The sequence below is a fragment of the Methanolobus bombayensis genome, from assembly GCF_017873415.1.
GTDB classification, from domain to species: domain Archaea; phylum Halobacteriota; class Methanosarcinia; order Methanosarcinales; family Methanosarcinaceae; genus Methanolobus; species Methanolobus bombayensis.
Map to the genome: position 1 here is coordinate 177935 of NZ_JAGGKD010000004.1, position 23470 is coordinate 201404.

At 38.0% G+C, this 23470-nt stretch carries 25 protein-coding genes; 14 read left to right on the forward strand and 11 right to left on the reverse strand.

The window, feature by feature from the left end; all coding sequences use genetic code 11:
* The first annotated feature begins 4 nt into the window (after window positions 1-4).
* A complete protein-coding gene (locus J2746_RS06500; protein ID WP_342451809.1) occupies window positions 5-730 on the forward strand; it encodes a DUF1538 domain-containing protein in 726 nt (241 codons plus the stop codon).
* Window positions 723-1118, forward strand: a complete 396-nt coding sequence (locus tag J2746_RS06505) for a P-II family nitrogen regulator (protein WP_209618005.1) — start codon at window positions 723-725, stop codon at window positions 1116-1118. Before J2746_RS06500 ends, J2746_RS06505 begins: the two co-directional genes overlap by 8 nt.
* A gap of 154 nt (window positions 1119-1272) precedes the next feature.
* Here J2746_RS06505 and J2746_RS06510 read toward each other — a convergent pair whose 3' ends face one another.
* Entirely contained in the window at window positions 1273-1419 is a 147-nt protein-coding gene (locus J2746_RS06510) for a hypothetical protein (RefSeq protein ID WP_209618400.1), read from the reverse strand.
* 485 nt (window positions 1420-1904) lie between these two features.
* Between J2746_RS06510 and J2746_RS06515 the strand changes: the two genes are divergently transcribed.
* Entirely contained in the window at window positions 1905-2750 is an 846-nt protein-coding gene (locus J2746_RS06515; protein WP_209618008.1) for a coiled-coil domain-containing protein, read from the forward strand.
* A 226-nt stretch (window positions 2751-2976) separates the two neighbouring features.
* Here J2746_RS06515 and J2746_RS06520 read toward each other — a convergent pair whose 3' ends face one another.
* Window positions 2977-5229 carry a PAS domain S-box protein gene (locus J2746_RS06520; protein ID WP_209618011.1) on the reverse strand — a complete coding sequence of 751 codons (2253 nt, stop codon included), beginning with the start codon at window positions 5227-5229 and terminating at the stop codon, window positions 2977-2979.
* Window positions 5230-5457: 228 nt separating this feature from the next.
* Here J2746_RS06520 and J2746_RS06525 point away from each other — a divergent pair, with 228 nt between their 5' ends.
* From J2746_RS06525 to J2746_RS06535, 3 genes are all read left to right on the forward strand, one after another.
* The gene (locus J2746_RS06525) at window positions 5458-6060 is read left to right on the forward strand and encodes a LysE family translocator (RefSeq protein WP_245250020.1); all 603 of its coding nucleotides are present in this window, start codon (window positions 5458-5460) and stop codon (window positions 6058-6060) included.
* 64 nt (window positions 6061-6124) lie between these two features.
* A complete protein-coding gene (locus J2746_RS06530; RefSeq protein WP_209618016.1) occupies window positions 6125-7375 on the forward strand; it encodes a serpin family protein in 1251 nt (416 codons plus the stop codon).
* Window positions 7376-7533: 158 nt separating this feature from the next.
* A complete protein-coding gene (locus J2746_RS06535) occupies window positions 7534-7734 on the forward strand; it encodes a hypothetical protein (RefSeq protein WP_209618019.1) in 201 nt (66 codons plus the stop codon).
* Between the two features lie 344 nt (window positions 7735-8078).
* Here J2746_RS06535 and J2746_RS06540 read toward each other — a convergent pair whose 3' ends face one another.
* Entirely contained in the window at window positions 8079-8426 is a 348-nt protein-coding gene (locus J2746_RS06540; RefSeq protein ID WP_209618022.1) for a winged helix-turn-helix transcriptional regulator, read from the reverse strand.
* Between the two features lie 147 nt (window positions 8427-8573).
* Here J2746_RS06540 and J2746_RS06545 point away from each other — a divergent pair, with 147 nt between their 5' ends.
* Window positions 8574-9137, forward strand: coding sequence for a flavodoxin family protein (locus J2746_RS06545; RefSeq protein ID WP_245250021.1), 564 nt, complete (start codon window positions 8574-8576; stop codon window positions 9135-9137).
* A gap of 82 nt (window positions 9138-9219) precedes the next feature.
* On the opposite strand, the gene J2746_RS06550 is transcribed toward J2746_RS06545, so the two are convergent.
* The gene (locus J2746_RS06550) at window positions 9220-10296 is read right to left on the reverse strand and encodes an endonuclease/exonuclease/phosphatase family protein (RefSeq protein WP_209618025.1); all 1077 of its coding nucleotides are present in this window, start codon (window positions 10294-10296) and stop codon (window positions 9220-9222) included.
* Between the two features lie 203 nt (window positions 10297-10499).
* Window positions 10500-10718, reverse strand: coding sequence for a hypothetical protein (locus J2746_RS06555; protein WP_209618028.1), 219 nt, complete (start codon window positions 10716-10718; stop codon window positions 10500-10502).
* A 366-nt stretch (window positions 10719-11084) separates the two neighbouring features.
* On the opposite strand from J2746_RS06555, the gene J2746_RS06560 reads away from it, so the two are divergent.
* The 3 genes from J2746_RS06560 to J2746_RS06570 all read left to right on the forward strand — a co-directional run bounded on the left by J2746_RS06560 (window position 11085) and on the right by J2746_RS06570 (window position 14300).
* Window positions 11085-11537: a hypothetical protein gene (locus J2746_RS06560; RefSeq protein ID WP_209618031.1), complete on the forward strand. Its 453-nt coding sequence runs from the start codon at window positions 11085-11087 to the stop codon at window positions 11535-11537.
* Between the two features lie 76 nt (window positions 11538-11613).
* Window positions 11614-12069 (forward strand): hypothetical protein, encoded by a 456-nt coding sequence (locus tag J2746_RS06565; protein ID WP_209618034.1) that lies wholly within the window; start codon window positions 11614-11616, stop codon window positions 12067-12069.
* A gap of 215 nt (window positions 12070-12284) precedes the next feature.
* Window positions 12285-14300 carry a sodium-translocating pyrophosphatase gene (locus J2746_RS06570; protein ID WP_209618039.1) on the forward strand — a complete coding sequence of 672 codons (2016 nt, stop codon included), beginning with the start codon at window positions 12285-12287 and terminating at the stop codon, window positions 14298-14300.
* Window positions 14301-14474: 174 nt separating this feature from the next.
* Here J2746_RS06570 and J2746_RS06575 read toward each other — a convergent pair whose 3' ends face one another.
* The gene (locus tag J2746_RS06575; protein ID WP_209618042.1) at window positions 14475-14654 is read right to left on the reverse strand and encodes a PLD nuclease N-terminal domain-containing protein; all 180 of its coding nucleotides are present in this window, start codon (window positions 14652-14654) and stop codon (window positions 14475-14477) included.
* A 412-nt stretch (window positions 14655-15066) separates the two neighbouring features.
* Here J2746_RS06575 and J2746_RS06580 point away from each other — a divergent pair, with 412 nt between their 5' ends.
* The gene (locus J2746_RS06580) at window positions 15067-15972 is read left to right on the forward strand and encodes a DUF7847 domain-containing protein (protein ID WP_209618045.1); all 906 of its coding nucleotides are present in this window, start codon (window positions 15067-15069) and stop codon (window positions 15970-15972) included.
* Here J2746_RS06580 and J2746_RS06585 read toward each other — a convergent pair.
* Window positions 15954-16886 (reverse strand): TIGR00269 family protein, encoded by a 933-nt coding sequence (locus tag J2746_RS06585; RefSeq protein ID WP_209618048.1) that lies wholly within the window; start codon window positions 16884-16886, stop codon window positions 15954-15956. The genes J2746_RS06580 and J2746_RS06585 overlap by 19 nt on opposite strands.
* Window positions 16887-17046: 160 nt before the next feature.
* On the opposite strand from J2746_RS06585, the gene J2746_RS06590 reads away from it, so the two are divergent.
* Window positions 17047-18396 carry a tripartite tricarboxylate transporter permease gene (locus J2746_RS06590; protein ID WP_209618051.1) on the forward strand — a complete coding sequence of 450 codons (1350 nt, stop codon included), beginning with the start codon at window positions 17047-17049 and terminating at the stop codon, window positions 18394-18396.
* Between the two features lie 37 nt (window positions 18397-18433).
* Here J2746_RS06590 and J2746_RS06595 read toward each other — a convergent pair whose 3' ends face one another.
* The 4 genes from J2746_RS06595 to J2746_RS06610 all read right to left on the reverse strand — a co-directional run bounded on the left by J2746_RS06595 (window position 18434) and on the right by J2746_RS06610 (window position 21327).
* Complete coding sequence (locus tag J2746_RS06595) at window positions 18434-18799, reverse strand: cupin domain-containing protein (protein WP_209618054.1); 366 nt, start codon at window positions 18797-18799, stop codon at window positions 18434-18436.
* 11 nt (window positions 18800-18810) lie between these two features.
* Window positions 18811-19578 carry an ATP-binding protein gene (locus J2746_RS06600; protein WP_209618057.1) on the reverse strand — a complete coding sequence of 256 codons (768 nt, stop codon included), beginning with the start codon at window positions 19576-19578 and terminating at the stop codon, window positions 18811-18813.
* A 52-nt stretch (window positions 19579-19630) separates the two neighbouring features.
* Window positions 19631-20458: a formylglycine-generating enzyme family protein gene (locus J2746_RS06605; protein WP_209618063.1), complete on the reverse strand. Its 828-nt coding sequence runs from the start codon at window positions 20456-20458 to the stop codon at window positions 19631-19633.
* A gap of 152 nt (window positions 20459-20610) precedes the next feature.
* Window positions 20611-21327: a DUF6517 family protein gene (locus tag J2746_RS06610; RefSeq protein ID WP_209618068.1), complete on the reverse strand. Its 717-nt coding sequence runs from the start codon at window positions 21325-21327 to the stop codon at window positions 20611-20613.
* Between the two features lie 140 nt (window positions 21328-21467).
* On the opposite strand from J2746_RS06610, the gene J2746_RS06615 reads away from it, so the two are divergent.
* Complete coding sequence (locus J2746_RS06615; RefSeq protein WP_209618071.1) at window positions 21468-22349, forward strand: cation diffusion facilitator family transporter; 882 nt, start codon at window positions 21468-21470, stop codon at window positions 22347-22349.
* A gap of 26 nt (window positions 22350-22375) precedes the next feature.
* On the forward strand, window positions 22376-23470 hold the full coding sequence (gene aroC, locus J2746_RS06620; protein WP_209618074.1) for a chorismate synthase: 1095 nt from the start codon (window positions 22376-22378) through the stop codon (window positions 23468-23470).

The following is a 23470-nucleotide window of genomic DNA, read 5'->3' on the forward strand; positions in this document are numbered from 1 at the left end:
CAGTGTGGAGCATGGGCAGACTCTGATCGCCATCGTTCTAGAGGTTTTTGAGGCTTTGGTCCCTCTCATAATTTTCTTCATAATTTTTCAGTTATTATACCTTAAATTCCCATCTTCAAAACTTATAAAGTTGTCAATGGGAATAATCATGACAGCTGCAGGAATGATACTGTTCCTCTATGGAGTTTACAATGGTTTTTTTGCAGTAGGCATAGAGATGGGTTATTTTTTCGGTAGCTTTGAGCAAAAATGGGTACTTATTCCTGTTGGTATTCTACTTGGTTTCCTTGCTACCTTTGCAGAACCTGCTGTAAGAGTATTGTGCTATCAAATAGAAAAATCATCCAGTGGATATATTAGAGCAAATCTCATGCTTTATACTTTATCCATAGCCGTTGCCGTATTTGTTGGCATAGCAATGGCAAAACTGGTCTACGATATTCCTTTTATATACATAGTAATACCGGCCTATCTTTTATCATTGCTGCTTATGTGGTTTAGTGATGAAGATTATATAGCCATAGCCTTTGATTCGGGAGGTGTGGCTACCGGACCAATGGCAGTTACTTTTTTGATGTCCATGGCAGTAGGCGTTGCTTCTTCGCTTGGGAACAGGGACCCTGTTATTGATGGTTTCGGCATGATAGCATTGATAGCCTTGGCCCCAATCATTTTTGTAATATTTTTAGGTGTATATATAAGACATATAGGAAGGAAAGATAATGAATGATGAATATGATCCGGTTTTGATAGTAAGCATAGTAAAGAAAGGCTGGGGTGACGAGGTAGTAAAAGCATCCCGCAAAGCAGGCGCAAAAGGTGGGACCATCGTTTTTGGGCGTGGTACAGGCGTTCATGAGAATAAGAAACTGCTTGGAATGCTGATTGAGCCGGAAAAAGAAATAGTTCTGACACTTGCAGAATCTAAAAACGCCAGAGGGATTATAGATATTATCAATGAAGACGTAGGTCTGAACAAATCGGGAATTGGATTGGGTTTTGTTATCCCTGTAAAAGAGGTATTTGGCACCGCAAATATTGTATGTGATGTGGATAATCAATGCAAACTCAATATAATGGAAGAAGAGCCGGAGGAGATTGAAGAAGAGCTTAAATAATAGACTTTGTATAAAACCTCAGATTTGTTGGCTGGGTGTATACAATAGATTTTTTCTATTATGATATTAGAAATTACAAAAACAAAAGAAGGAACAAGTCCTTCGTTTTTACTTAATTGAGATTTCTGATCTAGAAATAATTCTGTTTTTGTGATCAGGCGAAAATAGCGATAGAATCAAACCTTGCAGTTCCTTTCTGTGTCCAGTAACCGCAGTTTTCACAATACTGTATGTTTTCGTTTTCGTTAAGTCTGGAATTACATTCCGGACAGAGTTCTAATTTGTTCATTTTTCCCATCATTTTTTAGTCCCCGTTCTCTTTGACGATTAAACTTGATTAGTTTTCATACTACTTAAAAGTAGTATATTAGGTATTATTTATTATTCTATTGGATTATAATAACTATATAGATTCCATGCTCGTCTTTTAAATACTGATGAACAAGTAAATCTCAATGCTGCACAGAAAAAAGTAATGAATAAACTTCTTTTTATCCTATTCTGGATAGTAATGATGTGCATCCAGTTTTTTAAATTTACTTATAAGGATAAATATACAATAATATTGATTCTTAATGATGGAGGATTTAGAGTTCTTGATTGGAATAATAGTTGATATTTTAATTTAAATAATTCATTTTTTGCCATTAATTTTTCATGTTGTTCATATTCGTAGTCATATTCCTATATTATGGACATATTTTTTTTATATATCGACATAATATCTCTTTATTAGTGCGACAATAGTATTTCTGAATTATATTAGGTAATCAAAATGGTTGGAACATGAGCGAGGAACTTTTCTACCAGAACCAACTCCAGAATCTTGAAGACATCAAAGCTAAATACTTCAGTCAGCTTGATGAAGTAGAGAAAAAGCGTTCAGAAATTGCTTTGAAGAAGGAGCAAATAAAAACTGATGAAGCTCATATTATTGATGAATATCACAGGATCCGCGAAGCCAAAAAACTGATAGCTAAGGAATATGAAAAACTTGCTACTAAAAACGATTCACTTAAACAGGCCAAACAGGAATACGAAAAAAAACGTGTTGAGTTCTTAAGGCTTGAAGCTGAACTTGCAACTCGCATGGACAAATATGATATAGATAAAGAGTCCCTGCAAAAAAGGAACTGTGAACAATACAGAGTTATGCGTGCTTTGTATGAAGAAGAAATGTCTCTCAATCAAAGGCGAAAAAGGCTTGAAAGGACCAGGACACGACTTGATCTGAAAGCAGAGAGGATAGCTGCACAAAAAAAGGAGATTTCTTCCGGTGAGCTGGATATTGAAGTGGAAACCGAGAAAATAGAACGCAGACGTGAATATGTCAAGCATCTCCAGCAGACTTTATCTTCACAGGAAGAAGATTTTTCATCCCGTGAAAAGAAACTCATTGAGCTTAAGCAAAAGACCGAGGACGAGATCAGCAAGCAAGTTACAATTCATAAACAGCAGCTGAATATAATAAAAAAAGATGCCAGGATCGAGCAACAAATGGCATACATCAAAGTTCTTGAAGATGATATTTTTGATTTGCAGGATAAACTTGAGAAAGCCAATGATAAACTGGCGAATATGAAGGTCTATTCAAAGATATTTGAGCAAAATATGGATCTTCTTGTAAGTTAAATCTTATTTTTAGGAAAAATCACTTTTCATAAAATGTATATTTGTACATCATTTTCAACAAATCAGGATGATTTATAAAAACTTAAATATCATTTCACTAATCTCACAAATAGGCACGGTGACATGTTCATTTCATGTCTTTGGCGGGAACTCGCATACCAACCAAGATTTACTGAGGGGTGCACGTGCCTTTTTGTAGTTTTAATCGCTGATTTCATTTTTTAATTCAGGTCTTTATCGTAAATGTAAAAGTACTGCCTTTTCCTTCTTCACTCTCAACCCATATCTTCCCCTCATGCATCTCTACAAACTGCTTAACAAGAGCAAGGCCAAGTCCGGTTCCACCGTATTTTCTTTTGTTTGATGAATCAACCTGTGTAAATGGACTGAAAATATTTTCCTGCATCTTCTTCGTTATTCCTATTCCAGTATCGGAAACATAAACCGTTATGTCATTATCTTTTTTTGTAGCATTGACCAAAACTTTACCATAATTCGGTGTGAATTTGATAGCGTTACTAAGCAGGTTTAACATTATCTGCTTGAACTTCAACTTATCAGCCGATATCTCCTGAACTTTAATATTATTATTTATTTCAAAGTCTATCTTCTTCTTAGCTGCTAGTGGCTGTACAGAAGATTTGATATCTTCCAGGATTTCATTCACGTTAAACAGTTCACGGTTCAGCTCCATCTTTCCTGCTTCTATCTTTGACAGGTCAAGAATATCATTTATCAGCTCAAGGAGATGCCTGCCACCGTTATTAATATGCTGCACATGTCTTTTTTGTTTGTCATTCAATTCTCCGAACAGTTCATCATTAAGGACATCTGAAAAACCAATAATTGCTGTAAGTGGTGTTCGGAGTTCATGGCTCATGTTGGCAAGGAATTCAGATTTTATCCTGCTGTTCTCTTCAGCAAGCATTTTTGCTTCTATAAGTGAATATTCAGCGTTTTTCCTTTCTGTAATATCACTTGCGAACATAATAAATCGTGTATCAGAAAGCTTTGCTGCATCAACTCTCATCCAGAATTCAGTTTCATCTCTTCTTGTAATTCTTAACTCTACATTGGCGAAACCTTTTTTCATTAATTCATGATAACCTTGAATAGCTTCATCTCTGGACTCAGGAGCTACTCTGGAAAACATATTCATTCCAATTAATTCCTCTGCAGAGTAACCTGTTAGAATACAAGCAGTTTCATTTACTTCCAGGAATGTTTCATTTTCATCAACTATAAATATTCCATAAGGTGCGTTCTCTATGTACGTACGGAATTTCTTTTCACTTTCCAGAAGTGCATCTTCAGCTTTTTTTTTCTCAGTGATATCATGGTAATTGAATAGTATACCATTAATCACCGGATCATCAAACAGATTTATTCCGATGACTTCTATCCATTTATAAGTGCTATTCTTACAGCGATATCTGATATTTGAGAAAACAGTTTCTCCGCTTTTCTCTAAAACACTCATGAAAAGGTCCTTTGCGATTCCCCTGTCATCAGGATGGATATTGTCAAACATATCCCTGTTAATTAGTTCATCCGGCTTCCAGCCAAACCATTTTTCAACGTTTGCACTCTTGTATCTTATAACTGCATTCCTGTCTGCAATTGCAATAACATCAGAAATGTTTGCTATCATTGCAGCCTGTTTTTCTTCACTTTCTATCAGCTTATTTTCGGATTCTTCACGCAAAATAGCTTCACCAATACCATCTGCAACAACTCTCAGAAGATTTACATCATCTTCATGCCATCTGCGTTCTTTATCACAGTCATCAAAACCGATGAATCCCCATAGTTTCTCCCCGGTAAAAATAGGTATTATCAATACAGAAAAAATACCCTGTTCTTTGAGGATTGACCTTTCAGGTTCTTCAAGTTCTTCAACTATATGTGGAAAATTATCTCCTGAAAGCAGGACAGATAAAAGCGTAGGAGCTCCTTCTGAATATGGAAGATGTTGTAGTTCGGGATTATCTATCTGAGCTTCTATACCTTCAGAAACTTCTTCATAGATCTGGGACATGCACAGTCCAATTTCAGGATCATTCTCGTTCCTGAAGACATAGGTCCTGCTGTTGCTTACAGTTTGATGGACTTTTTCCAGTATCCCAGGAATTATTTTATCTATGTCGTCAGGTTGCTGCAATAAGCGCATACATTCAATGGTCGTCAGTTCGTAATCAAGTCGTTTTTTAAGTAATGAATCTGTCTCAAGCAAATCTTTTCTTGATTTACTAAGTTCACCTATTTTTGGGCTAAGATAGAGAAAAAGCAGGGATCCGGTTGCAATTACAAAGAACATTCCTTTATATGTCTGAAATAGAATGTACATTTCCGGGTTTGTTATGATCCAGCCAAGCACAGTATCTGAAGCTAATATCCATAAGCTGGCTAAAAATATATACAAAAGCGCCACTTTAAGTGCCAGATATTTGTTTGCTTTGATATTGGATATTGATTTCATTTACTCATTGTTCCTGTTCATGCTTTCATCAATAATCCTGAGTAATTTTCTAGTCGTACTCTCAGAAATTACATATGTATATTTAATATATATAAATATATATTATCCACTGTTGACATTATATGTGTTTTATAAAAGTCTGACATATCTCAGATACTTTGAATCAACAACTTTAAGCGTTTAAACTCAGTACGCATTTAATATATGGTTCTGATAAATGAATTTCTAATGTCTGGAATATTTCTGGGATTTGCTTCAGGAATTTCTCCGGGACCACTAATGGCAATGACTATCTCAGAATCGCTTCAGCATGGTTCACGAGCTGGAATTAAGGTTGCAGTATCTCCTTTTGTAACGGACATACTTATTGTTTCAATTATTCTGCTGTTCCTGTTGGAATTCGATAATTATGATCCATTTATTGCTACGATCAGTCTGGCAGGTTCTCTATATCTTATTTATCTTGGGATTTCATCTTTCCGAACAGAAAGCATTGATATTGATATTGGAACCATTAGGGAGAATTCTCTTAAAAAAGGGATTGTTGTAAATTTTTTCAGTCCACACCCTTATCTTTTCTGGATTGCAATAGGAGGGCCAATACTTTTCAACGCACAGGAAACCAGCATCTTTTCAACTATATTGTTTGTTGCAGGTTTCTATGCTCTGCTGGTAGGTTCAAAGATCATTATTGCTATGATGGTAGGAAGATCAAGATCATTTTTGAAAAGCAATTACTATCTCTACACAATTCGCTTGCTTGGACTTGTCTATATGGTCTTTGCATTTTATTTCCTGAAACAGGGTCTGGAATTATTGAATTTGTATTAATGTTTTTTAATAAATACAATATGCATTAAATAATTTAAAATAGTCACATGATAAAGTCTCTATTATGAGTTCTCAGAAATTAACAATTGTCTTATTAATGTGCCTGATTCTTTCAGGCTTTGGTTGTATAGATGGTACAAATTCTGATTCTAGTACGGAAGCTGTAGTAATCTCAGGAATTAATGCAGATTCTGTAAACGAATATGACATTGCAACTGCAAACAATGTTTTTGCATTTGATATGTACAATATGATCAAAAGCAATGATAATACCATATTCTCTCCTTACAGTATCTTTACTGCCATGGCTATCTGCTACGATGGATCAGCAGGTTCCACGCAGGAACAACTGTCCGATGTATTCTACTATCCGCTTGATAAACAGATTCTTGAACAAAGCTCACAGGCCATGATATCAACAATTAACTCAGGCAATGATCAGTATGTCCTCAACACTGCCAATGCACTCTGGGTTCAGGAGGATTTTACTTTAGAAAGTCAGTATGTTTACAATGCTGAAACTTACTATGATGGAAAAGTGGAATCTCTGGATTTTATTGGGGAAACTGATGAGTCAAGGATAATTATCAATGACTGGGTAGAGAATAAGACCAGCAATAAGATCGTTGACATTCTCTCTGAAAGAAGCTTGAGCCCGGATACAAGGCTGGTAATTACTAATGCTGTGTATTTCAATGGTACATGGCTGAATAAATTCGAGGAGGCAGGTACCAGAAAAAGATCATTCACTCTTTCAAGTGGACCAGTAATAGATGTTGATACCATGTTTGTAGCTGACCGGTTCAACTATGGTAAGGGTGAATATGCCAGCATACTGGAGTTACCATACAAAGGTGGTGACATTAGCATGTATGTGATCCTGCCGGCTTCAAATAATATTGGGGATTTTGAAAGTAGTTTCACTTTTGATGATTACAATGAGTTGAAAAATAGTATGAGTGAGGATAATATTCTGGAAATATGGATGCCTAAATATACATTTGAGACTAAGACCCAGTTGAATGACCCTCTTCAGAGCATGGGTATTGTTGATGCTTTCAATTCAGGAGTAGCAGACTTTTCCGGAATATCCGACATGAGTTTGTCAATATCGGATGTTATACATCAGGCATACATCGGTGTAAATGAGAAAGGAACAGAAGCAGCTGCAGCAACTAATGTTGTGATGGAAGAAGAAGAAATACTCTATGATGTTCAGCTTCTCATTGATCATCCATTCCTTTTCTTCATTGAAGACAAAAGAACCGGTTGCATTCTTTTCATGGGCAAGGTTGAGGATCCTTCAGTTTCCTAATAAAATAAAAAGAAAACACGGAGGTAAATCCCTCCAATTACTATTTTATTTATTTAGATTGATAATATCTAAGATTTGTGTATAAGTTTGCACTGTTACACAAAAGATATTTATACTACTATATATAAATATACTTATATAATATTTGAGGAGTTTATATGGTAGAGTGTGAATTACTTTCAAAATGTGGTTTCTTCAACAAGCACCAGGACAGCAAACAGGCAGCATGTAGTGGTTTTATTGCTATGTATTGTAAAGGGGCAAAAATGGATGAATGCAAAAGAAAAGCTTATAGGAAAGAGCATGGTGTTGCACCATCTGATGATATGATGCCAACTGGTTCAATGATCAGTAGCTGATAAAGTTATTATTTATTTATGAATATTTACCTGGTAATCAGATATTAATTTATGAATCTTTTTTTATTTTAACTAAATTGTTGTCAGCTTTTTTTCGGTATTAATCACTTACAGTGAGTTAAACGATATCCGTTTCTTGTTTATAAAATTCAACTTTTTTTAGAAAGAATGAGGAATCATCCATAAAAAAATCAAAGAATTGTCCTGAGGTGCGTATGAAAAGACGGGTGAGACATTCAGGAGGATTCAGAGAAAGAAGTCACACCTCAGAACAAATGTTCACTATACCAATTACATATTATATCTACTACTTTTAATAATTTGTGGTTTATATTTAATGCATACTACTTATGGCACTTTTCACTTTGTCTAATATCCATATATGTGAGTCCCCATTGTGCCAGTGCTTCAAGTACCGGAATGACAGTTTTTCCAAAATCAGTAAGAGAGTACTCCACTCTTGGAGGAATTTCGGGATACATTTTGCGGTTTACAAGTCCGTCCTCCTCCAGCTCTTTGAGTTGTTTTGTCAGCATTCTGGGAGATATGCCTGGTAATGCCTGTTGTAGTTTGTTGTAGCGGAGTATTTCTTCTTTTAGTTGCCATAGTATCAGTGGTTTCCATTTTCCCCCGATAACTCCAAGAGTTGCTTCAACCGGACAGCCATATTCGGAATTTGCTGTATTTTCCATGTAGTTTAATCCTTCAATTTCTTAGTTTTATTCTAACTATACTTTTTGTAAGTTGCTACCAAAAAAGAGTGTACTTTGTATAAATATAGTGCTTAACATTTACCTTTTGAATATTTTAACTGCTGTAACATTCATAGCTTAAAGGAAATGATCAAAATGAAAGTAGTAGGTTTTGTAGGAAGTCCAAGAAAGAACGGTAACACAGATGTACTCGTCCAGCAGGTCCTTGACGGAGCTTCAGAAGCAGGTGCAGATGTGGAGAAATTCTACATAAATGAAATGGACATAAAAGGTTGTCAGGGCTGCACATACTGCAGGGAAGTAGATGGGTGCAAATTAAAAGATGATATGACTGAAGTTTATGATGCTCTTAAAAACGCAGATGGTTTTGTCTTCGGTTCTCCTATCTATTTCTTCCAGTTTACAGGTCAGATGCGTCAGGTAATCGACCGCTGCTGGGCACTTGTAAATCCTGATTTCACTCCACGTATCGAGGGTGGAAAGAAAGCTATTATTGTTAGTGCACAGGGAAATCCCGAGCCGGATGCTTTTAAAGGAGTCTTCGAAGAATTCGGACAGATACTTCAGATGTTTGGAATGGAAGTCAAAGGAATTTTTGTAGATGTGGGGCACCATGCACCCGGTGAGGCAAAAGAGAACTCAAAGCTTATGGAAGAAGCTAAAGAAGCTGGAAACAAGCTATTTAATTAAATTTGTTAAATCATGAGACATGCATTCTGCATGTCCCATCTTTTTTCTGAGACTTTCTGCTGATATTATATTTATCAGATCTTTAATCCATGTCATTTACTGCAATGAATTCTGCATAAACGGGATAGTGGTCCGATATTGCAACCGTTTCATTGTAATCGAGTCCATATTCAAGGTCAAACCTGAATACACCGCTGTTTCCTGTAAAATCTGAAGTATCAGTCAGTATTATACGATCATAGCTGTAATCTGTGGACTTTGTTGTTGTATCCGCACTATTGTTTATTATCCATTCATACTCTTCCAGATTATTTGTTTCATCTTCGTCAAAGTAGTAACCATCTGCATTTAGGTCTCCCAGAATAATAAAATCCTCTTCTTCAGGATAAATGTATCTGGAGTATTCAAGAACATCTTCAAGAGCGTTTATCTCTTCTGTAGCTTCATCGGGATCAGTATGGATTACCATAAGGACTGCATCAAAATTTCCTTCAGTGGAACTGAAAGCTGCAATAAAGGGTTCCCTGTGAAAATAGTCAGTATCATTTACCTCGGGATATATTTGTGGGTCTCCGATTATTTTCACAGTTTCAGTATTGAATATGTATGCGTACTGTTCTTTGGAGGATGTTCTTCCAAGTCTTTCGCTTATCACATAGTCATAATTGAAATCATCAACATTGATCTTATCCATAAGAATTGGAATAGTTGTCTGCGATGCGTCTCTTATTTCCTGTATTGCAATGATATCATAATTGCGGACTATTTTAACAATTGTGTCCATAACATCCTCTTTTCCGGATTTAGTAACCCCGAATACCTGTATGTTGAATGCAGCTATCTTCAAGTTATCAATAGGATTGATTACTGGATCAGGTTCTGGGGCATGGTCAATGTATGTACTTTCATTACTTCCATTGTTGTCTGTAACTGCAGTAAACCGTTTGTCTTCACTAATATTGGTGTACTCTTCAGCACCTGAATTACTTTCTGTCTCATTTATAGTTTCATCTATGATGTGACTATTGTGGGTAATGTTATCTGTTTCAGTGCTTTCTGATGGCATAATCTTTTTGTCAGAGATGCATCCGGAGCTTCCACAGATTATCAGAATGAACGCGGTAAGAGTAATTATAAATATAATATTTGTTCTATGCATCGTATGCTACTCCTTTTGAATACCATACGATTAGTTGCTATTGATTTATACTTATAGTAGTTACGAAGAGTTCTTCTGTATATTTTTTAATGTACCATGAATATTAATTTATGGACTTCAAAACAATTATCTGAAATTAAGGGCTTGTCTGATTCAGAGAACAATTTTTGTGGTAAAATAAGTTTAAAAGTGAAAATGGATGTTCAGGAGTCTGTAATTTCTGAATCTTTTATATCCGGATGTTTGTTGTTTATTGGACAGTCTTCTAAAATGTTTCCAGTGGACATAATAACCGGAACCGGGTTCTTCATTTCAGGGTGGCTGCAGTAATATGCGGTCCCAACTCTGTTTCTTCCCGGAATACCTGCACATTTCGAAAATAAAGGTATGTTTTTTTTGTAATTGCATGAATTACAGTTCATTTTGATTTCCTTATTTTGTGTTTATTAAATGATGGATTGAATTATTATATGTTAGTATTTTATATTTATTTCATGCTAGATATTCCTTGCGTTATCATATTCACTATTATTATCAATTTTATATTTTTTATATCTGACCCTTTATATTTTATATAGTATGGGTTCCAACTATTCTATAGCAAAGGGAGCAAGAATTACCACCATCGTCTCATAATTTGTACCATACCAACCAGTTTTCATATTTGAGAACACACGCTCCCATTGCTATATTTATTATTGTTGTAAGTTATTCAGTTTATCTTGAATTGAAAAATTGATATTGTTAAAGAATAATATACCCTTAAAAGCATAAGTGAAGAGGATAATATGATAGATAAAGGATTTCTGCACGGTACATTGATTCTTTTTGTGGGTGTCATTATTGGGCTAAGTGTAAGTAACCTTTCATGTGGCCCTGTTCCTGTGGAAGGTCTGATTTTTGTAGATGGTTCCATGTATTCAGGTCATTCTGAAAACAATACTTCAATTTATGTTTACAATTACAACCTGACATTTTATAACAGTGGAGACAAGGATATCTATGTTAATACAATTGAACCTGTGCTTTCCTCAGACCCGAGAATCATCTCATCTCATGAGTCACTGGTCAGTGTGGTAAATAGGTATGTTCTTTCAGGGTCTTCTATTTCGATTGAAGGTAGTATTGAGATAGACTCGCAGAATGCAACAAAAGAAGAACTCATCGATATTGAACCGATACAATGCATAAATGTGACATCCACAGAGATGATTCATTGTTTCAATTATCCCTCTGAATGATTTCTATTATACTAACATACAGATAGTGATATAAGATTAAATGCCATAAGCCTCATTATAGGCAGCAGGTGTTAAAATGAAGCTTGATCTAAAAGACAAGGAAAAGGTAGTAGCAATTGTAGCTTCACGTTATTTTTCCGAACAGGGATGGAAGTGGATAGACCTGAAAAGTGATTTTTCAAAGATACATAAAGCGTATGATGATCTCAGGGATCAGTATGCTGCTTATCCTTACATGAGCAGGGACTGGTATGTTAGTAATTCTGCCACAAAGAGCATACACATGTGTGAGAACTGGGAAGAACTCAGTGAACTTGTGGAATTTCTGAATGCATATGGTCAGTATTTTGATTTTCTTGTAAGTGATACAAAAAAATCACTTTGTATTGCAAGTACAGACGGACAATTGTCGGCTGAGCAGAAAACAGCTATATCTTCTGCCAGAAGATCCCGATACAATGTTTTTGTTTTCAGAGTGGATGTACCTGATGACATCGACTTTGAACTGATGCAAATAGGAGGGGGAATGTAATAATTACATTTCCTATCGACATATTCATATTATTTGTGCTCAATTGCAGCCTACTTTTATATAGTATATATCTGTATTATACCCGTCGTGGTTACATTTATGTAGCAAGTCATATTGTAAGTGACCTGCTGCGTTATAATAATTATAAAAGTATCGTTAATAAAATTTAATATTCAAAATAAAATCAGAATAAACTTTGAGAGGAGTTTCAATATATGGAAGCATTAATTTATCTTGCCCCTCTTGCTGGTCTCATTAGTTTGTTATTTGCTGGTTTTTTTGCAAGCAGTATCCTCAAAGAGGACGCTGGTTCTGAGAAAATGCAGGAAATAGCAGGTGCCGTCCAGGAGGGTGCGATGGCATATTTGAATCGTCAATATAAAACAATAGCAGTTGTTGCTATCATTCTTGCAATTCTTATTTTTGCTCTCCTAGAACATGGAGACAAAATAGCCATTGGTTTCCTTGTTGGTGCATTAAGCTCTGCAGCAGCAGGTTACGTTGGTATGAACGTGTCCGTAAGGGCTAACGTCAGAACCGCAAGTGCAGCAGCAAAAGGATTGCAGAAAGCAATGTCCGTTGCATTCCGCGGAGGAGCTGTCACAGGTCTTGCAGTAGTAGGTCTTGCACTTCTTGGTACAAGTGGTTTCTACATCCTTTATGGTGATGTGGACCTTGTAGTCGGATTCGGTTTCGGTGCAAGTCTTATCAGTCTCTTCGCAAGGGTTGGCGGTGGAATATTCACCAAGGCAGCCGATGTGGGAGCAGACCTTGTAGGTAAGGTCGAAGCAGGAATTCCTGAAGATGACCCACGTAACGCTGGTGTGATCGCTGACAACGTAGGTGACAACGTAGGTGACTGTGCCGGTATGGGTGCTGACCTTTTCGAAACATACGTAGTAACAGTTCTTGCATCAATGCTTCTTGGATCACTTATCCTTGATTCATACGCAAACGCAATTCTTTACCCACTTATTCTTGGTGCAGTGGCAATCTTTGCTTCTATCATTTCCGTTTTCTTCGTGAAAGTCGGCAGCGATGGAAAGATCATGAAAGCTCTTTATAAAGGAGTAGCAGCTTCTGCGATTCTCTGTCTTGTAGCTTTCTATTTCGTTACAACTTCCCTCATGGGAGACTTGAGCTTCTATTATGCAGCCGTCGTGGGTGTAATTATCATGGTTCTCATGGTGGTTTTCACAGAATATTATACTTCAACTTCATTCCGTCCTGTAAAGACAATTGCAGCAGCATCTGAAACAGGTGCAGGTACGAACGTAATTTCAGGTCTTGCAATTGGTTTTGAGAGTACAGCACTTCCTGTTATCATTATCATTGCAGGTATTCTGTCCTCCTTCTTCATTGTAGGTGGAGCAGCAAGTCCTGCAATAGGTCTTTATGGAATCGCAATTGCAGCAGCAGCAATGCTCTCAACAACCGGCATGATCGTAGCACTTGACTCATATGGTCCTATCACTGACAACGCCGGTGGTATCGCAGAAATGGCAGGTATGCCATCTGACGTACGTAAGATCACCGACGCACTAGATGCAGTCGGTAACACTACAAAGGCAGTCACAAAGGGATATGCAATTGGTTCAGCAGCACTTGGTGCACTGGCACTTTTCGCAGACTACACAGGTAAGGTCGGTCTTACAGGTGCAGATCTTAGTCTTAGTAAGCCAGTAGTTCTTGTAGGTCTTTTTATCGGTGGACTGCTTCCATTCGTCTTCAGTGCTGTAACAATGCAGGCTGTAGGAAAGGCAGCATTCAAGATTGTAAACGAGGTTCGCCGCCAGTTCCGTGAGATTCCTGGAATAATGGAGGGTACTGCAAAGCCGGAATATGGTAAGTGTGTCGACATCGTAACAGCAGCAGCTATTCGTGAAATGGCAATTCCTGGTGCTCTTGCAATCTTCGTACCACTTATTGTAGGACTTGTACTTGGTCCGGCAGCTCTTGGTGGTCTCCTCATCGGTATCATTGTCTGTGGTCTTTTGCTTGCACTCACAATGGACAACGGTGGTGGAGCATGGGACAATGCCAAGAAGCTCATCGAAGACGGAGAACACGGTGGAAAGGGCTCAGAAGCTCACAAGGCAGCTGTAGTCGGTGACACTGTTGGTGATCCATTCAAGGACACATCCGGACCTGCTCTTAACGCTCTGATCAAGGTAGTGAACATGGTAGCAATCCTGTTCTCAGCACTGTTCATGGGCGCAGGTATCTTCTGAATCTGAAATCAACATAAATTAATTTCCGGCAAAAGCCGGAAATCTTTCTCTTTTTTACTGATGCACATTTGCTTTTCTTATATATGCTAAATTGATGATGCTCTCATCTATGTTTTTAACTATCAATACAAAAAATAAAATGTAATTACTAAAAAAAGAAAAAATTTTTTGGTATTATTTCTTACCAAGGAAATAGTAAGCTATAGCTCCCAGTATATTAAAAAGCATAGCAACAACTATCCATAATATTTTTTTCATTGGGTCAAGACGTCTGTTCTGGGTTATTACGTCATATACCACCCATATGACAGAAAGTAAAGTGATCAGGCCCCAGATGTTTCCTGTTAGTGACATTTTCAAACCTCACTTGTAATTGATTTGTAGCTTTATATTATTTACTGGAAAGTTCTCGGTGTTAGCAAAGATCAGCATCTCCAAAATAATATCTTGTATTTTTAATAAAATAAAATCCGCATAAAAAATTCGAGAAAAAACTTGTCTGCACGGGTGGTTGGGTTTAATGTATTTGGGGAGTGGGGTTTAAGTGTGGGAGTGGGTTTAGTGTATGAAAAGAGCCACCCGCGCAAGGACATGCTAGAGAAGTCATTATTTTATTTAAATCTTTTGTTTTATATTCACACTTTTACATATATATAATTTTCTTTGTTTCTGTTATTTGAAACACGATTGGATTTTCGTAATGAATATGGGATGCAAATAAATATTAAGGAGACGTAAAGTCAGTATCATTCGGAGTTATATTGATATGGTAGAGGACATTAGCTCAGTTGTTCGTAAAGGATTTGGAACCTGGACAGGTAATCTCAATCTGTGTGTGCCATTTATACTGAAAATGGTTTTATCGATCATATTTTTGTTTTTTTCTATGGTACTGTTTGCTCTGATATTCCTTGTTCCGGCTATGTCTGATACCATTGACCCTGCAGCTATTACTCAGGATCAAATGCTTGGTCTAATGTATTCTGTTTTTTATGAGAATATTTTCCTGGTGACAATTTTCAGTATTCTAATGTTTCTGGTCTACATGCTTGTAGATTCGTTCATTACAGCCGGTGCCATAGGTATGGCAAAAGAGGCACTTGAAAACGGCCATACGCATGTCAGCACAATGCTCACTACTGGAAAAAGGAATTACATCAATCTCTTTTTCGCTAATCTGTTGATAATTCTGCTGATACTGGCAGGTGTGATATTCCTTGTCCCCGGTATTCTTTCAATAGATGATTTCAGCATTCTTCTGTCGAATCCGGATATGGCTACTGCCAGTGCGTCACTGCTGTTACTGGGTATAATATTATGGGTATTTTACATACTTTTCATCAGTGTACTTTTCTTTCTTGTTAACTATGTGCTTGTCACGGATGAACTGGATCCGATCAGTGCAATTGAGACAGGAGTATCTTTTGTACTGTCCAATAAAATAGCATCAATTGGTATGTGGCTGATCATCATTGGTATATCACTTATACTTGCATTAATAGGTGAGATCACTTCTTACATTGATATAGTGGCACAGCTGTGGTCTCTTGCAGATTTTCTTTTGAGCACAATTGTGATACAACCACTGGTCACTGTATGGCTCACACGTTTCTATCTTGACAGGACTAACAGAAAACTATATTCATTTGATGATTACAGGCTGGCAGATTGATCACGTTTAAGCAGCTTACAGGCCTGACATATTTTTTCAGTACAAGCCTGTCCACATATACTGCATTTTTGAAGTCCTTCCTGAGGGAATTCTCTTCCAAGTATTCCTGAAACCTTATCAAACCCGCTCAGGAGTGCATATTTTGTGCCGGGATGCTTCACTTCGAACTCATTCAGCATAACCCTTATTTCTCTTCTCATTGCTTCATGCGCATAAGGGCATCCACCAAAACCAAGGGGCAGGTCATGCAGATATGCATAGAGTGCGACCTCTTTTTCAGGAATATGCCTAAGAGGTTTCATTCTGAGCACAAGTCCTTCAAGCTCTTTGGGTGGAGCCAGCCTTACCATGCGGGAAACATCGCCTTTCAGGTGATTGAGCATAATCGTCTGTGCTTCATCGTCAAGATTATGACCTATGGCGAGTTTTGTAGCACCAACTTCCAGAGCAATCTTATTGATAAGTGATTTTCTGAGAACACCACAATAGCTGCATGCACCCTTTTCTCTCTGTTGAGGTGCAATTTTATCCATAGTGGTATCATATTCATCTTTAAATGTTCGGACAATGTGTCTTACGCCAAGTTTTGAGGTTAGCTCACGTGCAGATTCAATAGTATCAGGTCTATAACCTTCAATCCCTTCATCAATAGAGATTCCCACAAGTTCAATGTCCGGCCTTTTGCCGAATATTTTGTGAAGTATGTGAAGGGTTGTACTGCTGTCTTTGCCACCACTCAGACCAACAGCTATCACTTCGTTTCTTTTAACGCTGTAATGTTTTCTGATCGTCAGCTTGATCTTACGTTCAACATCCTCAATGAAATGTTTCCGGCAAAGGTGCATTCCCGAATATTTCTGGAAAATGATAGCATCATTTTTGCATTTGTTACATTTTGTCGTTTTTGTTTCCATTATTTATGGACATGGAATCTTATTATATAAAATTGTCCTGGCAATTTGTGTCAGTTTAATTATTGTTTTAGTCTTATATCTTCAAATATATTTTAGATTAAAAAAGCAAAAATTAAGTACTTATCTAATATTTGTGAGCAAAACGTTCAGGAAAATATTGATGGATGCAGCAGAATTTTCGATATGGATTTTTTTACTATCTGTATTTGCAGGTTATCTTCTTGGTGTGATATCAGGACTTATCCCGGGAATCCATACCAACAATTTTGCACTGGTATTACTGGCCTTTTCTTCTTTCCTGTCAGAACAAGGGCTTCCTCTAATATGCATAGCTGCAATTATCCTTGCGAATTCCCTGTCCCACACTTTTCACGATATAATTCCTTCCATATTCCTTGGAGCACCAGGTGCTGATATGGCCCTGGCAGTACTACCGGGACATAATTTACTACTTGAAGGCAAGGGAGCCGAAGCTATCCGTCTCTCAGCGTTGGGTAGTGCAGGTTCGGTGGCCCTGGCCCTTATCACAGCTTACCCTCTTTCGATAATATTCAGTACAATGTATCCCTATATTCAGGAATATATTGCATGGATTCTGATCATTGTGGTTTTGGTTATGGTCTTTACTGAAAAAGGAGAATATGGTGTCCCTGGTTTGCTACAAAGACTAAAATATCCTTTTAATGCATTTCTTGTATTCATGGTATGTGGATTACTTGGTGTTTTTGCATTTAATAAGGAAGACCTGATGAATCCGTTTCTATCCCTGGGCGAACCATCTATTCTTCTTCCTCTTTTAAGCGGACTTTTCGGTTCATCTCAGCTTATCATAAGTCTGATGTCGAATCCTGTCATTCCTTTTCAGTTTGATTCACGTATGGAACTGGACAGAAAACGAATTGCCAGAGGAATTGTTGTAGGTGGTACTTCAGGTTCACTGGTGGCCTGGCTTCCGGGAATATCTTCATCAATTGCAACAGTGTTCGCCCGTCTTTTTGTAAAAGAGGATTTTGAAACTGAAGCTTACAAAGACCTGGACAATTCAGTCAACAATGAAAGTGTCACAGAATCAGCAAAAGAATTCATCGTTTCAATATCTGGTGTCAATACATGTAATGCCATTTTTGGATTACTGGCGCTTGCTGTTATAGGTAAATCGCGTAGTGGTGCAATGGTAGCTATCAATGAACTTCTCGGTTCGATCGAGTTAAACGCATCTTTTGTTATCCTATTTCTTTTTGCTATTTCACTAACTGCTATTCTTTCATATTATTCAACCGTTTTTTTGGGAGATAATATACATCGACTGCTTTATGGTTTTGATTATTCCGTACTTTGCTATGCTGTACTTGCGCTGTTATTTTTAATGTGTTTTGTATTCACAGGCACTTTTGGATTGATGATATTCCTGATAGCAACACCAATAGGAATGTTGCCCTCGTTTATGGGGATAAGAAAATCCCATGCCATGGGAGTAATCATATTACCTGTGATACTTTATTTCATCTGACACGAATGTCGAAACGAAGTAAAAGAGAAAATTGATTTTATTCTAACAATTCAGTATCCTCATGAGAATAAGCAGGAGAACAGCAACAGAGAATTCTGAGTTTGTTTTCTCCTGTGTTTATAATATTATGCGGTGTTCCGGGAGATATACAAACTGAATCTCCAGCTTTTACTTCGATTATTTCATCTCCGAGTGTAAGCTGTCCAATGCCTTCGAGAATGTGGTAGATCTCTTCCGTTACATTGTGGCGGTGTAAAAATGTGTAATTACCAGATGAAACTCTGGCTTCTGCAAGGCTCTGGGTAGAATTTCCATGAACCTGTGGATGCATTAGCTCTCTGATCTCTGAACCATCTTTTGTAACATAAGCTTTCACATCATCACAGGAACTCATTATCGGCATATTATCGCCTATTACTCTTTTTCAAAACCGGATATCATCTCAAGCATGTGATCTTTGATTTCTTTTATGGAATCCACCCACTTTCCACCTACATCGATGGGTGAAAGACCGTTGAAATCAGCTTCTACAAGATCAGGATCGTATGGCACCTGACCAAGCACCGGAATTCCAAGTTCTTCCAGTTTTGGTTTGATATTTGCAGAAGTTCCTTTGTTAATTATCGCTGCCAGATGTTTGATCTCTATTCCCTCGGAAAGTTCCTTTATTCTCTGGGCAGTCTCAATTGAGCGCATACCAGGTTCCACAACAACGATCATGAGGTCAATTCCACGTGTAGTTCCTCTTCCAAGATGCTCGATGCCAGCTTCCATATCAAGGATTACAGCGCTGCTATCCTTGAGAACCACATGCCTAAGGAAAGCTTTCAGGAAAGCTGAAGCAGGGCACATACAACCGCTTCCACCTCTTTCCACTGTACCCATTACCAGCATTTTTACATTATCTGGTCCTACAACACCGAACTTATCAACAACATCATCGACTTTAGGGTTGAACTTGAACATTCCCCCTTTTTCGCCGGCTCTCTCTTCGATGAGGTCTTTGTAATCGGTAAGTGGTTTAGGGGCGTTCTCAATTCCAAGTGAAGATGCAAGATTCATATCAGCATCAGCATCAATGGCAAGCACATCGTATCCTTCCCTTGCCAGCATTCTTGCCAGAGTACCGGATAGTGTTGTCTTGCCAACTCCGCCTTTTCCTGTGACTGCAATTTTTACCATGCTCTGAACTGAGAATTTATATGAATTATATTTTCCGGTTACAAAGTTGTTCTTATATATCCATCACAACTCTGAAACCAAGAACATTTGATGTGCTGTCAGCATCCAGACTACCACGGAAAGAACTTTTACAGATGTTGGGTCCGTCCATCCAGCTTCCACCTTTTCCAACACGGTTATAGCTGTTCTCTTCTTCCCAGACACTTCCGTCAGCAGGAGCATCTTCATAATTTTCATGCCAGCTATCCTGAACCCATTCCCATACATTTCCATGCATGTCATAAAGGCCCCATGAATTAGCTTTTTTCTCTCCCACCGGATTTGTTGTTTTATTAGAGTTTATAGCACACCAGCCATAGGAATCAGACCATCCGTATTCATCAAGATCTGTAGCTTCGTTTGTAAAAGAGAAATCAGTGTCATTTCCTGATTTACATGCGTATTCCCATTCAGCTTCAGCAGGAAGGCGATATTTGTCTGTGTTTTCCATTTCGTTCAGTTTTGTGATAAATTCCTGTGCATCGATCCATGAAACCTGCTCAACGGGATGATCATCTCCTTCAAAATATGATGGATTGTCTCCCATTAACTTTTTCCATTGGGCCTGAGTAACTTCATATTTGCCCATGTAAAAAGAATTCTCTATTGTCACTTCATGTGCCGGATCATCAAAAGCGACCACAGGTGTTGAGTCGCTTCCCATGGAGAACTGCCCTGATGGGATAAGGACAAAGTCCATTCCTATAGAGTTGGTTAACTCCTGCTCCATTATATCATCTGTGTTGTCATCATCAACACAACCAGTAAAAAGAATAAGTGAAATTAATATCAGAAAAACGGTTATACGTTTTATAAGATTTTTTCTTCCAGGAGATTGCAAACAGAACACCTATTCCACGAATCTGAAAAATCGTATATATAGGTATTCTATTGAATTTGCATTCTTCCCAATTCTCTATTGTTATTCTATTTAGAATATAGGCTGTGTTCATTTGAGCATACCCATATACAAATTCTGTCTTTATTCTATGTTCACTCTATGGTGCTGACAAGTTCGAGCATTTCATCGATCTCATTATCAACATCGATTGAAAATACAGTTCCGTTTACGATTCCTGCATTCATATTGTATTCACCTTCAGGAACAAATCCCATAACAATGGTGCTTGAATCATCATTTGAAAAAGTCGTAAAAAAGCCCATCATCTTCATTCCTGATTCAGTAGAGTTGCCAGAAGCAGTGAATATCTTTACAACAGTTTCTGTTCCGTCATCAAGTGTTATTGTACGTGTGGATGCTTGCTGCGTATTCTCGATATCATTGTTCTCTTGAATTTCATTCATTCTGCTGTCCATTATTTTTGATACGAGTTCCGTCGGCAGCTTTGCTCCCGATGGTAATGAAAGACGATATGTGATTATTTGTGCACTGAAACTTTCAGGCACATCTATGGATACAGGGAGATTGTTCTCCTCTTTGAACTCAAGAATCTGCTCATTTATATCTGATATGAGCCTTTCGTTGCGATACTTGACAGTTGCAGAGTTAAAAACTATTGATGTTGTATCTGTTATATTTTGTTCCATTGATTTTTCTTCAAGGGATGTCTGTGACCATCCATATGCCTCAAGGGCAGCTTCCTCAATGGTTGCAGGCTGTGTATTTGCAGTTTCAAGGCATCCGGATATAAGTGAAATTAAGAATATAGTCGTGATCAATATCACAAGTTTATTTGTACGCAGAAGCAAAACTATCACCGTTCATACAATATGGATTTATTTATATATTAAACCACTTACTGTTAAATAATGTTGGTGCTCCTTCTTTTTTTAGATACAAATATCATATAGTTTATATTGATGATAGTTAATAACTTTGTAGATAAGATATGTATGATATTGAATCACGTTTCAGGCAAATAAGGAATGTAATGATCTATGTTCTGTTCCTGAACCTTGCTGTATCATTCGCTAAAATTGCATACGGAATGTACACCGATGTCCTGAGCATGCAATCAGACGGATATCATTCTCTTTTTGACGGTGTTTCAAATATTGTAGGTCTTATCGGAATCCATATAGCAGCCAAACCACCTGATAAGGAACATCCATACGGACATCGCAAGTTTGAGACACTGGCATCAATTCTGATAGCAGTTATTCTGGCGGTTGTTGCTTTTGAGATCGTACACTCTGCTTTTAATCGTTTTGGAAATGGGAATGTACCGGAAGTAACTGCAATTAGTTTTGCAATAATGATCGGGACCATGTGTGTCAATTATGCAGTGACAACATATGAACATAAGAAAGGCACTGAGCTGAACAGTGAAGTCTTGATTGCGGATTCAGCTCATACCAGAAGCGACATATACGTTTCTCTTTCAGTTATTATGGGTTTAGTTGCCATACATCTGGGTTATCCTGTGATCGATCCGGTTGTCTCGGTGCTCATTGCGCTGGTAATTCTTCATGCAGGAGCAGAGATAATTTACAATAGTGTATCGATCTTGGCAGATGAGTCAAGAATTGATACTGAAAAAATAGCAGAAGTAGTATGTAATATAGAAGGTGTTATTGATTGTCATAAGATACGAACACGTGGTCCACCGGGAAATGTTTTTGTTGACCTTCATGTTGAAGTTGATCCTGAGATGACCACCTACAAGTCTCATACCATATCCCACATTGTGCAGTATCGAATTAGGGAAAACTTTGAGGGGATCGAGGATGTGCTTGTTCACATAGAGCCAGCTCATACACGGTCCATATAAATAGTATCAAGGAGCTCTATACGATTATGCCAGGAAATTCATTCGGACATTCTTTCAGGATCACAACATGGGGTGAATCCCACGGAAAAGCTCTTGGAGTCGTTATTGACGGCGTACCTGCAGGGCTTGAGCTTTCAGAGTACGATGTTCAGAAAGACCTTAACAGACGAAGGCCTGGACAGAGTGAAGTGTCAACTCCTCGTTCAGAATCAGATTCTGTTGAGATATTATCCGGTGTTATTGATGGCATAACCACCGGAATGCCTGTTTCCATGATGGTATGGAACAAGAATGCAAAATCCAGTGCATATGACTACATAAAGAATATCCCCAGACCAGGACATGCTGATCTTGCTTATACTGAAAAGTACGGTATCCGTGACCACCGTGGTGGTGGCAGGTCATCAGGAAGAGAGACCATTGGCAGGGTTGCCGGAGGTGCAGTAGCCAGAAAACTTCTCTCACAAAAAGGCATTGATGTTTTTGCCCATGTGGCAGAGCTTGGTGGGATTAAAGCAAAGCCGCTTTCTTTTGATGAAATACGCCGAAATGTTGACAGCAATGTTGTACGTTGTGCAGATACGGAAGCAGCTGAAAAGATGCTGGCAAAGATAAATACTGCACGTACTGAAGGAGACAGTATAGGTGGTATTGTAGAGATAATTGCCACCGGAGTTCCGGCAGGACTTGGGGAACCTGTATTTGGTAAGCTTGATGCAGATATTGCCTGTGCGATGATGGGGATTGGTGCCGTAAAAGGTGTTGAGTTCGGTGCAGGCTTTGAGTGTGCTGGCATGAAAGGTAGTCAGATGAATGATGCACTCATACTGAGCAACGGGAAGGTCACTCCTGAAAGCAATCAAGCAGGAGGGATCACTGGTGGTATATCAACCGGAATGCCTGTAGTGTGCAGGATCGCAGTAAAACCCACACCATCAATATCAAAGTCCCAGAAAAGTGTTGATATGGGTGAAATGAAAGAGATAGATGTGGAGATTCATGGCCGCCATGATCCGACAATTCCACCGAGAATGGTTCCTGTTGCCGAGTCAATGATGGCACTTGTACTTGCTGACCATATGGTAAGAAGTGGGCGTATCGGTCCGGATTCACTTCTATGA

Bases quoted from the DNA above. Each gene is read 5' to 3' on its own strand.
- J2746_RS06505 (WP_209618005.1), top strand. From the start codon at position 723: ATGAATGATGAATATGATCCGGTTTTGATAGTAAGCATAGTAAAGAAA.
- J2746_RS06510 (WP_209618400.1), bottom strand. From the start codon at position 1,419: ATGATGGGAAAAATGAACAAATTAGAACTCTGTCCGGAATGTAATTCC.
- J2746_RS06515 (WP_209618008.1), top strand. From the start codon at position 1,905: ATGAGCGAGGAACTTTTCTACCAGAACCAACTCCAGAATCTTGAAGAC.
- J2746_RS06520 (WP_209618011.1), bottom strand. From the start codon at position 5,229: ATGAAATCAATATCCAATATCAAAGCAAACAAATATCTGGCACTTAAA.
- J2746_RS06525 (WP_245250020.1), top strand. From the start codon at position 5,458: ATGTCTGGAATATTTCTGGGATTTGCTTCAGGAATTTCTCCGGGACCA.
- J2746_RS06530 (WP_209618016.1), top strand. From the start codon at position 6,125: ATGAGTTCTCAGAAATTAACAATTGTCTTATTAATGTGCCTGATTCTT.
- J2746_RS06535 (WP_209618019.1), top strand. From the start codon at position 7,534: ATGGTAGAGTGTGAATTACTTTCAAAATGTGGTTTCTTCAACAAGCAC.
- J2746_RS06540 (WP_209618022.1), bottom strand. From the start codon at position 8,426: ATGGAAAATACAGCAAATTCCGAATATGGCTGTCCGGTTGAAGCAACT.
- J2746_RS06545 (WP_245250021.1), top strand. From the start codon at position 8,574: ATGATCAAAATGAAAGTAGTAGGTTTTGTAGGAAGTCCAAGAAAGAAC.
- J2746_RS06550 (WP_209618025.1), bottom strand. From the start codon at position 10,296: ATGCATAGAACAAATATTATATTTATAATTACTCTTACCGCGTTCATT.
- J2746_RS06555 (WP_209618028.1), bottom strand. From the start codon at position 10,718: ATGAACTGTAATTCATGCAATTACAAAAAAAACATACCTTTATTTTCG.
- J2746_RS06560 (WP_209618031.1), top strand. From the start codon at position 11,085: ATGATAGATAAAGGATTTCTGCACGGTACATTGATTCTTTTTGTGGGT.
- J2746_RS06565 (WP_209618034.1), top strand. From the start codon at position 11,614: ATGAAGCTTGATCTAAAAGACAAGGAAAAGGTAGTAGCAATTGTAGCT.
- J2746_RS06570 (WP_209618039.1), top strand. From the start codon at position 12,285: ATGGAAGCATTAATTTATCTTGCCCCTCTTGCTGGTCTCATTAGTTTG.
- J2746_RS06575 (WP_209618042.1), bottom strand. From the start codon at position 14,654: ATGTCACTAACAGGAAACATCTGGGGCCTGATCACTTTACTTTCTGTC.
- J2746_RS06580 (WP_209618045.1), top strand. From the start codon at position 15,067: ATGGTAGAGGACATTAGCTCAGTTGTTCGTAAAGGATTTGGAACCTGG.
- J2746_RS06585 (WP_209618048.1), bottom strand. From the start codon at position 16,886: ATGGAAACAAAAACGACAAAATGTAACAAATGCAAAAATGATGCTATC.
- J2746_RS06590 (WP_209618051.1), top strand. From the start codon at position 17,047: ATGGATGCAGCAGAATTTTCGATATGGATTTTTTTACTATCTGTATTT.
- J2746_RS06595 (WP_209618054.1), bottom strand. From the start codon at position 18,799: ATGCCGATAATGAGTTCCTGTGATGATGTGAAAGCTTATGTTACAAAA.
- J2746_RS06600 (WP_209618057.1), bottom strand. From the start codon at position 19,578: ATGGTAAAAATTGCAGTCACAGGAAAAGGCGGAGTTGGCAAGACAACA.
- J2746_RS06615 (WP_209618071.1), top strand. From the start codon at position 21,468: ATGTATGATATTGAATCACGTTTCAGGCAAATAAGGAATGTAATGATC.
- aroC (WP_209618074.1), top strand. From the start codon at position 22,376: ATGCCAGGAAATTCATTCGGACATTCTTTCAGGATCACAACATGGGGT.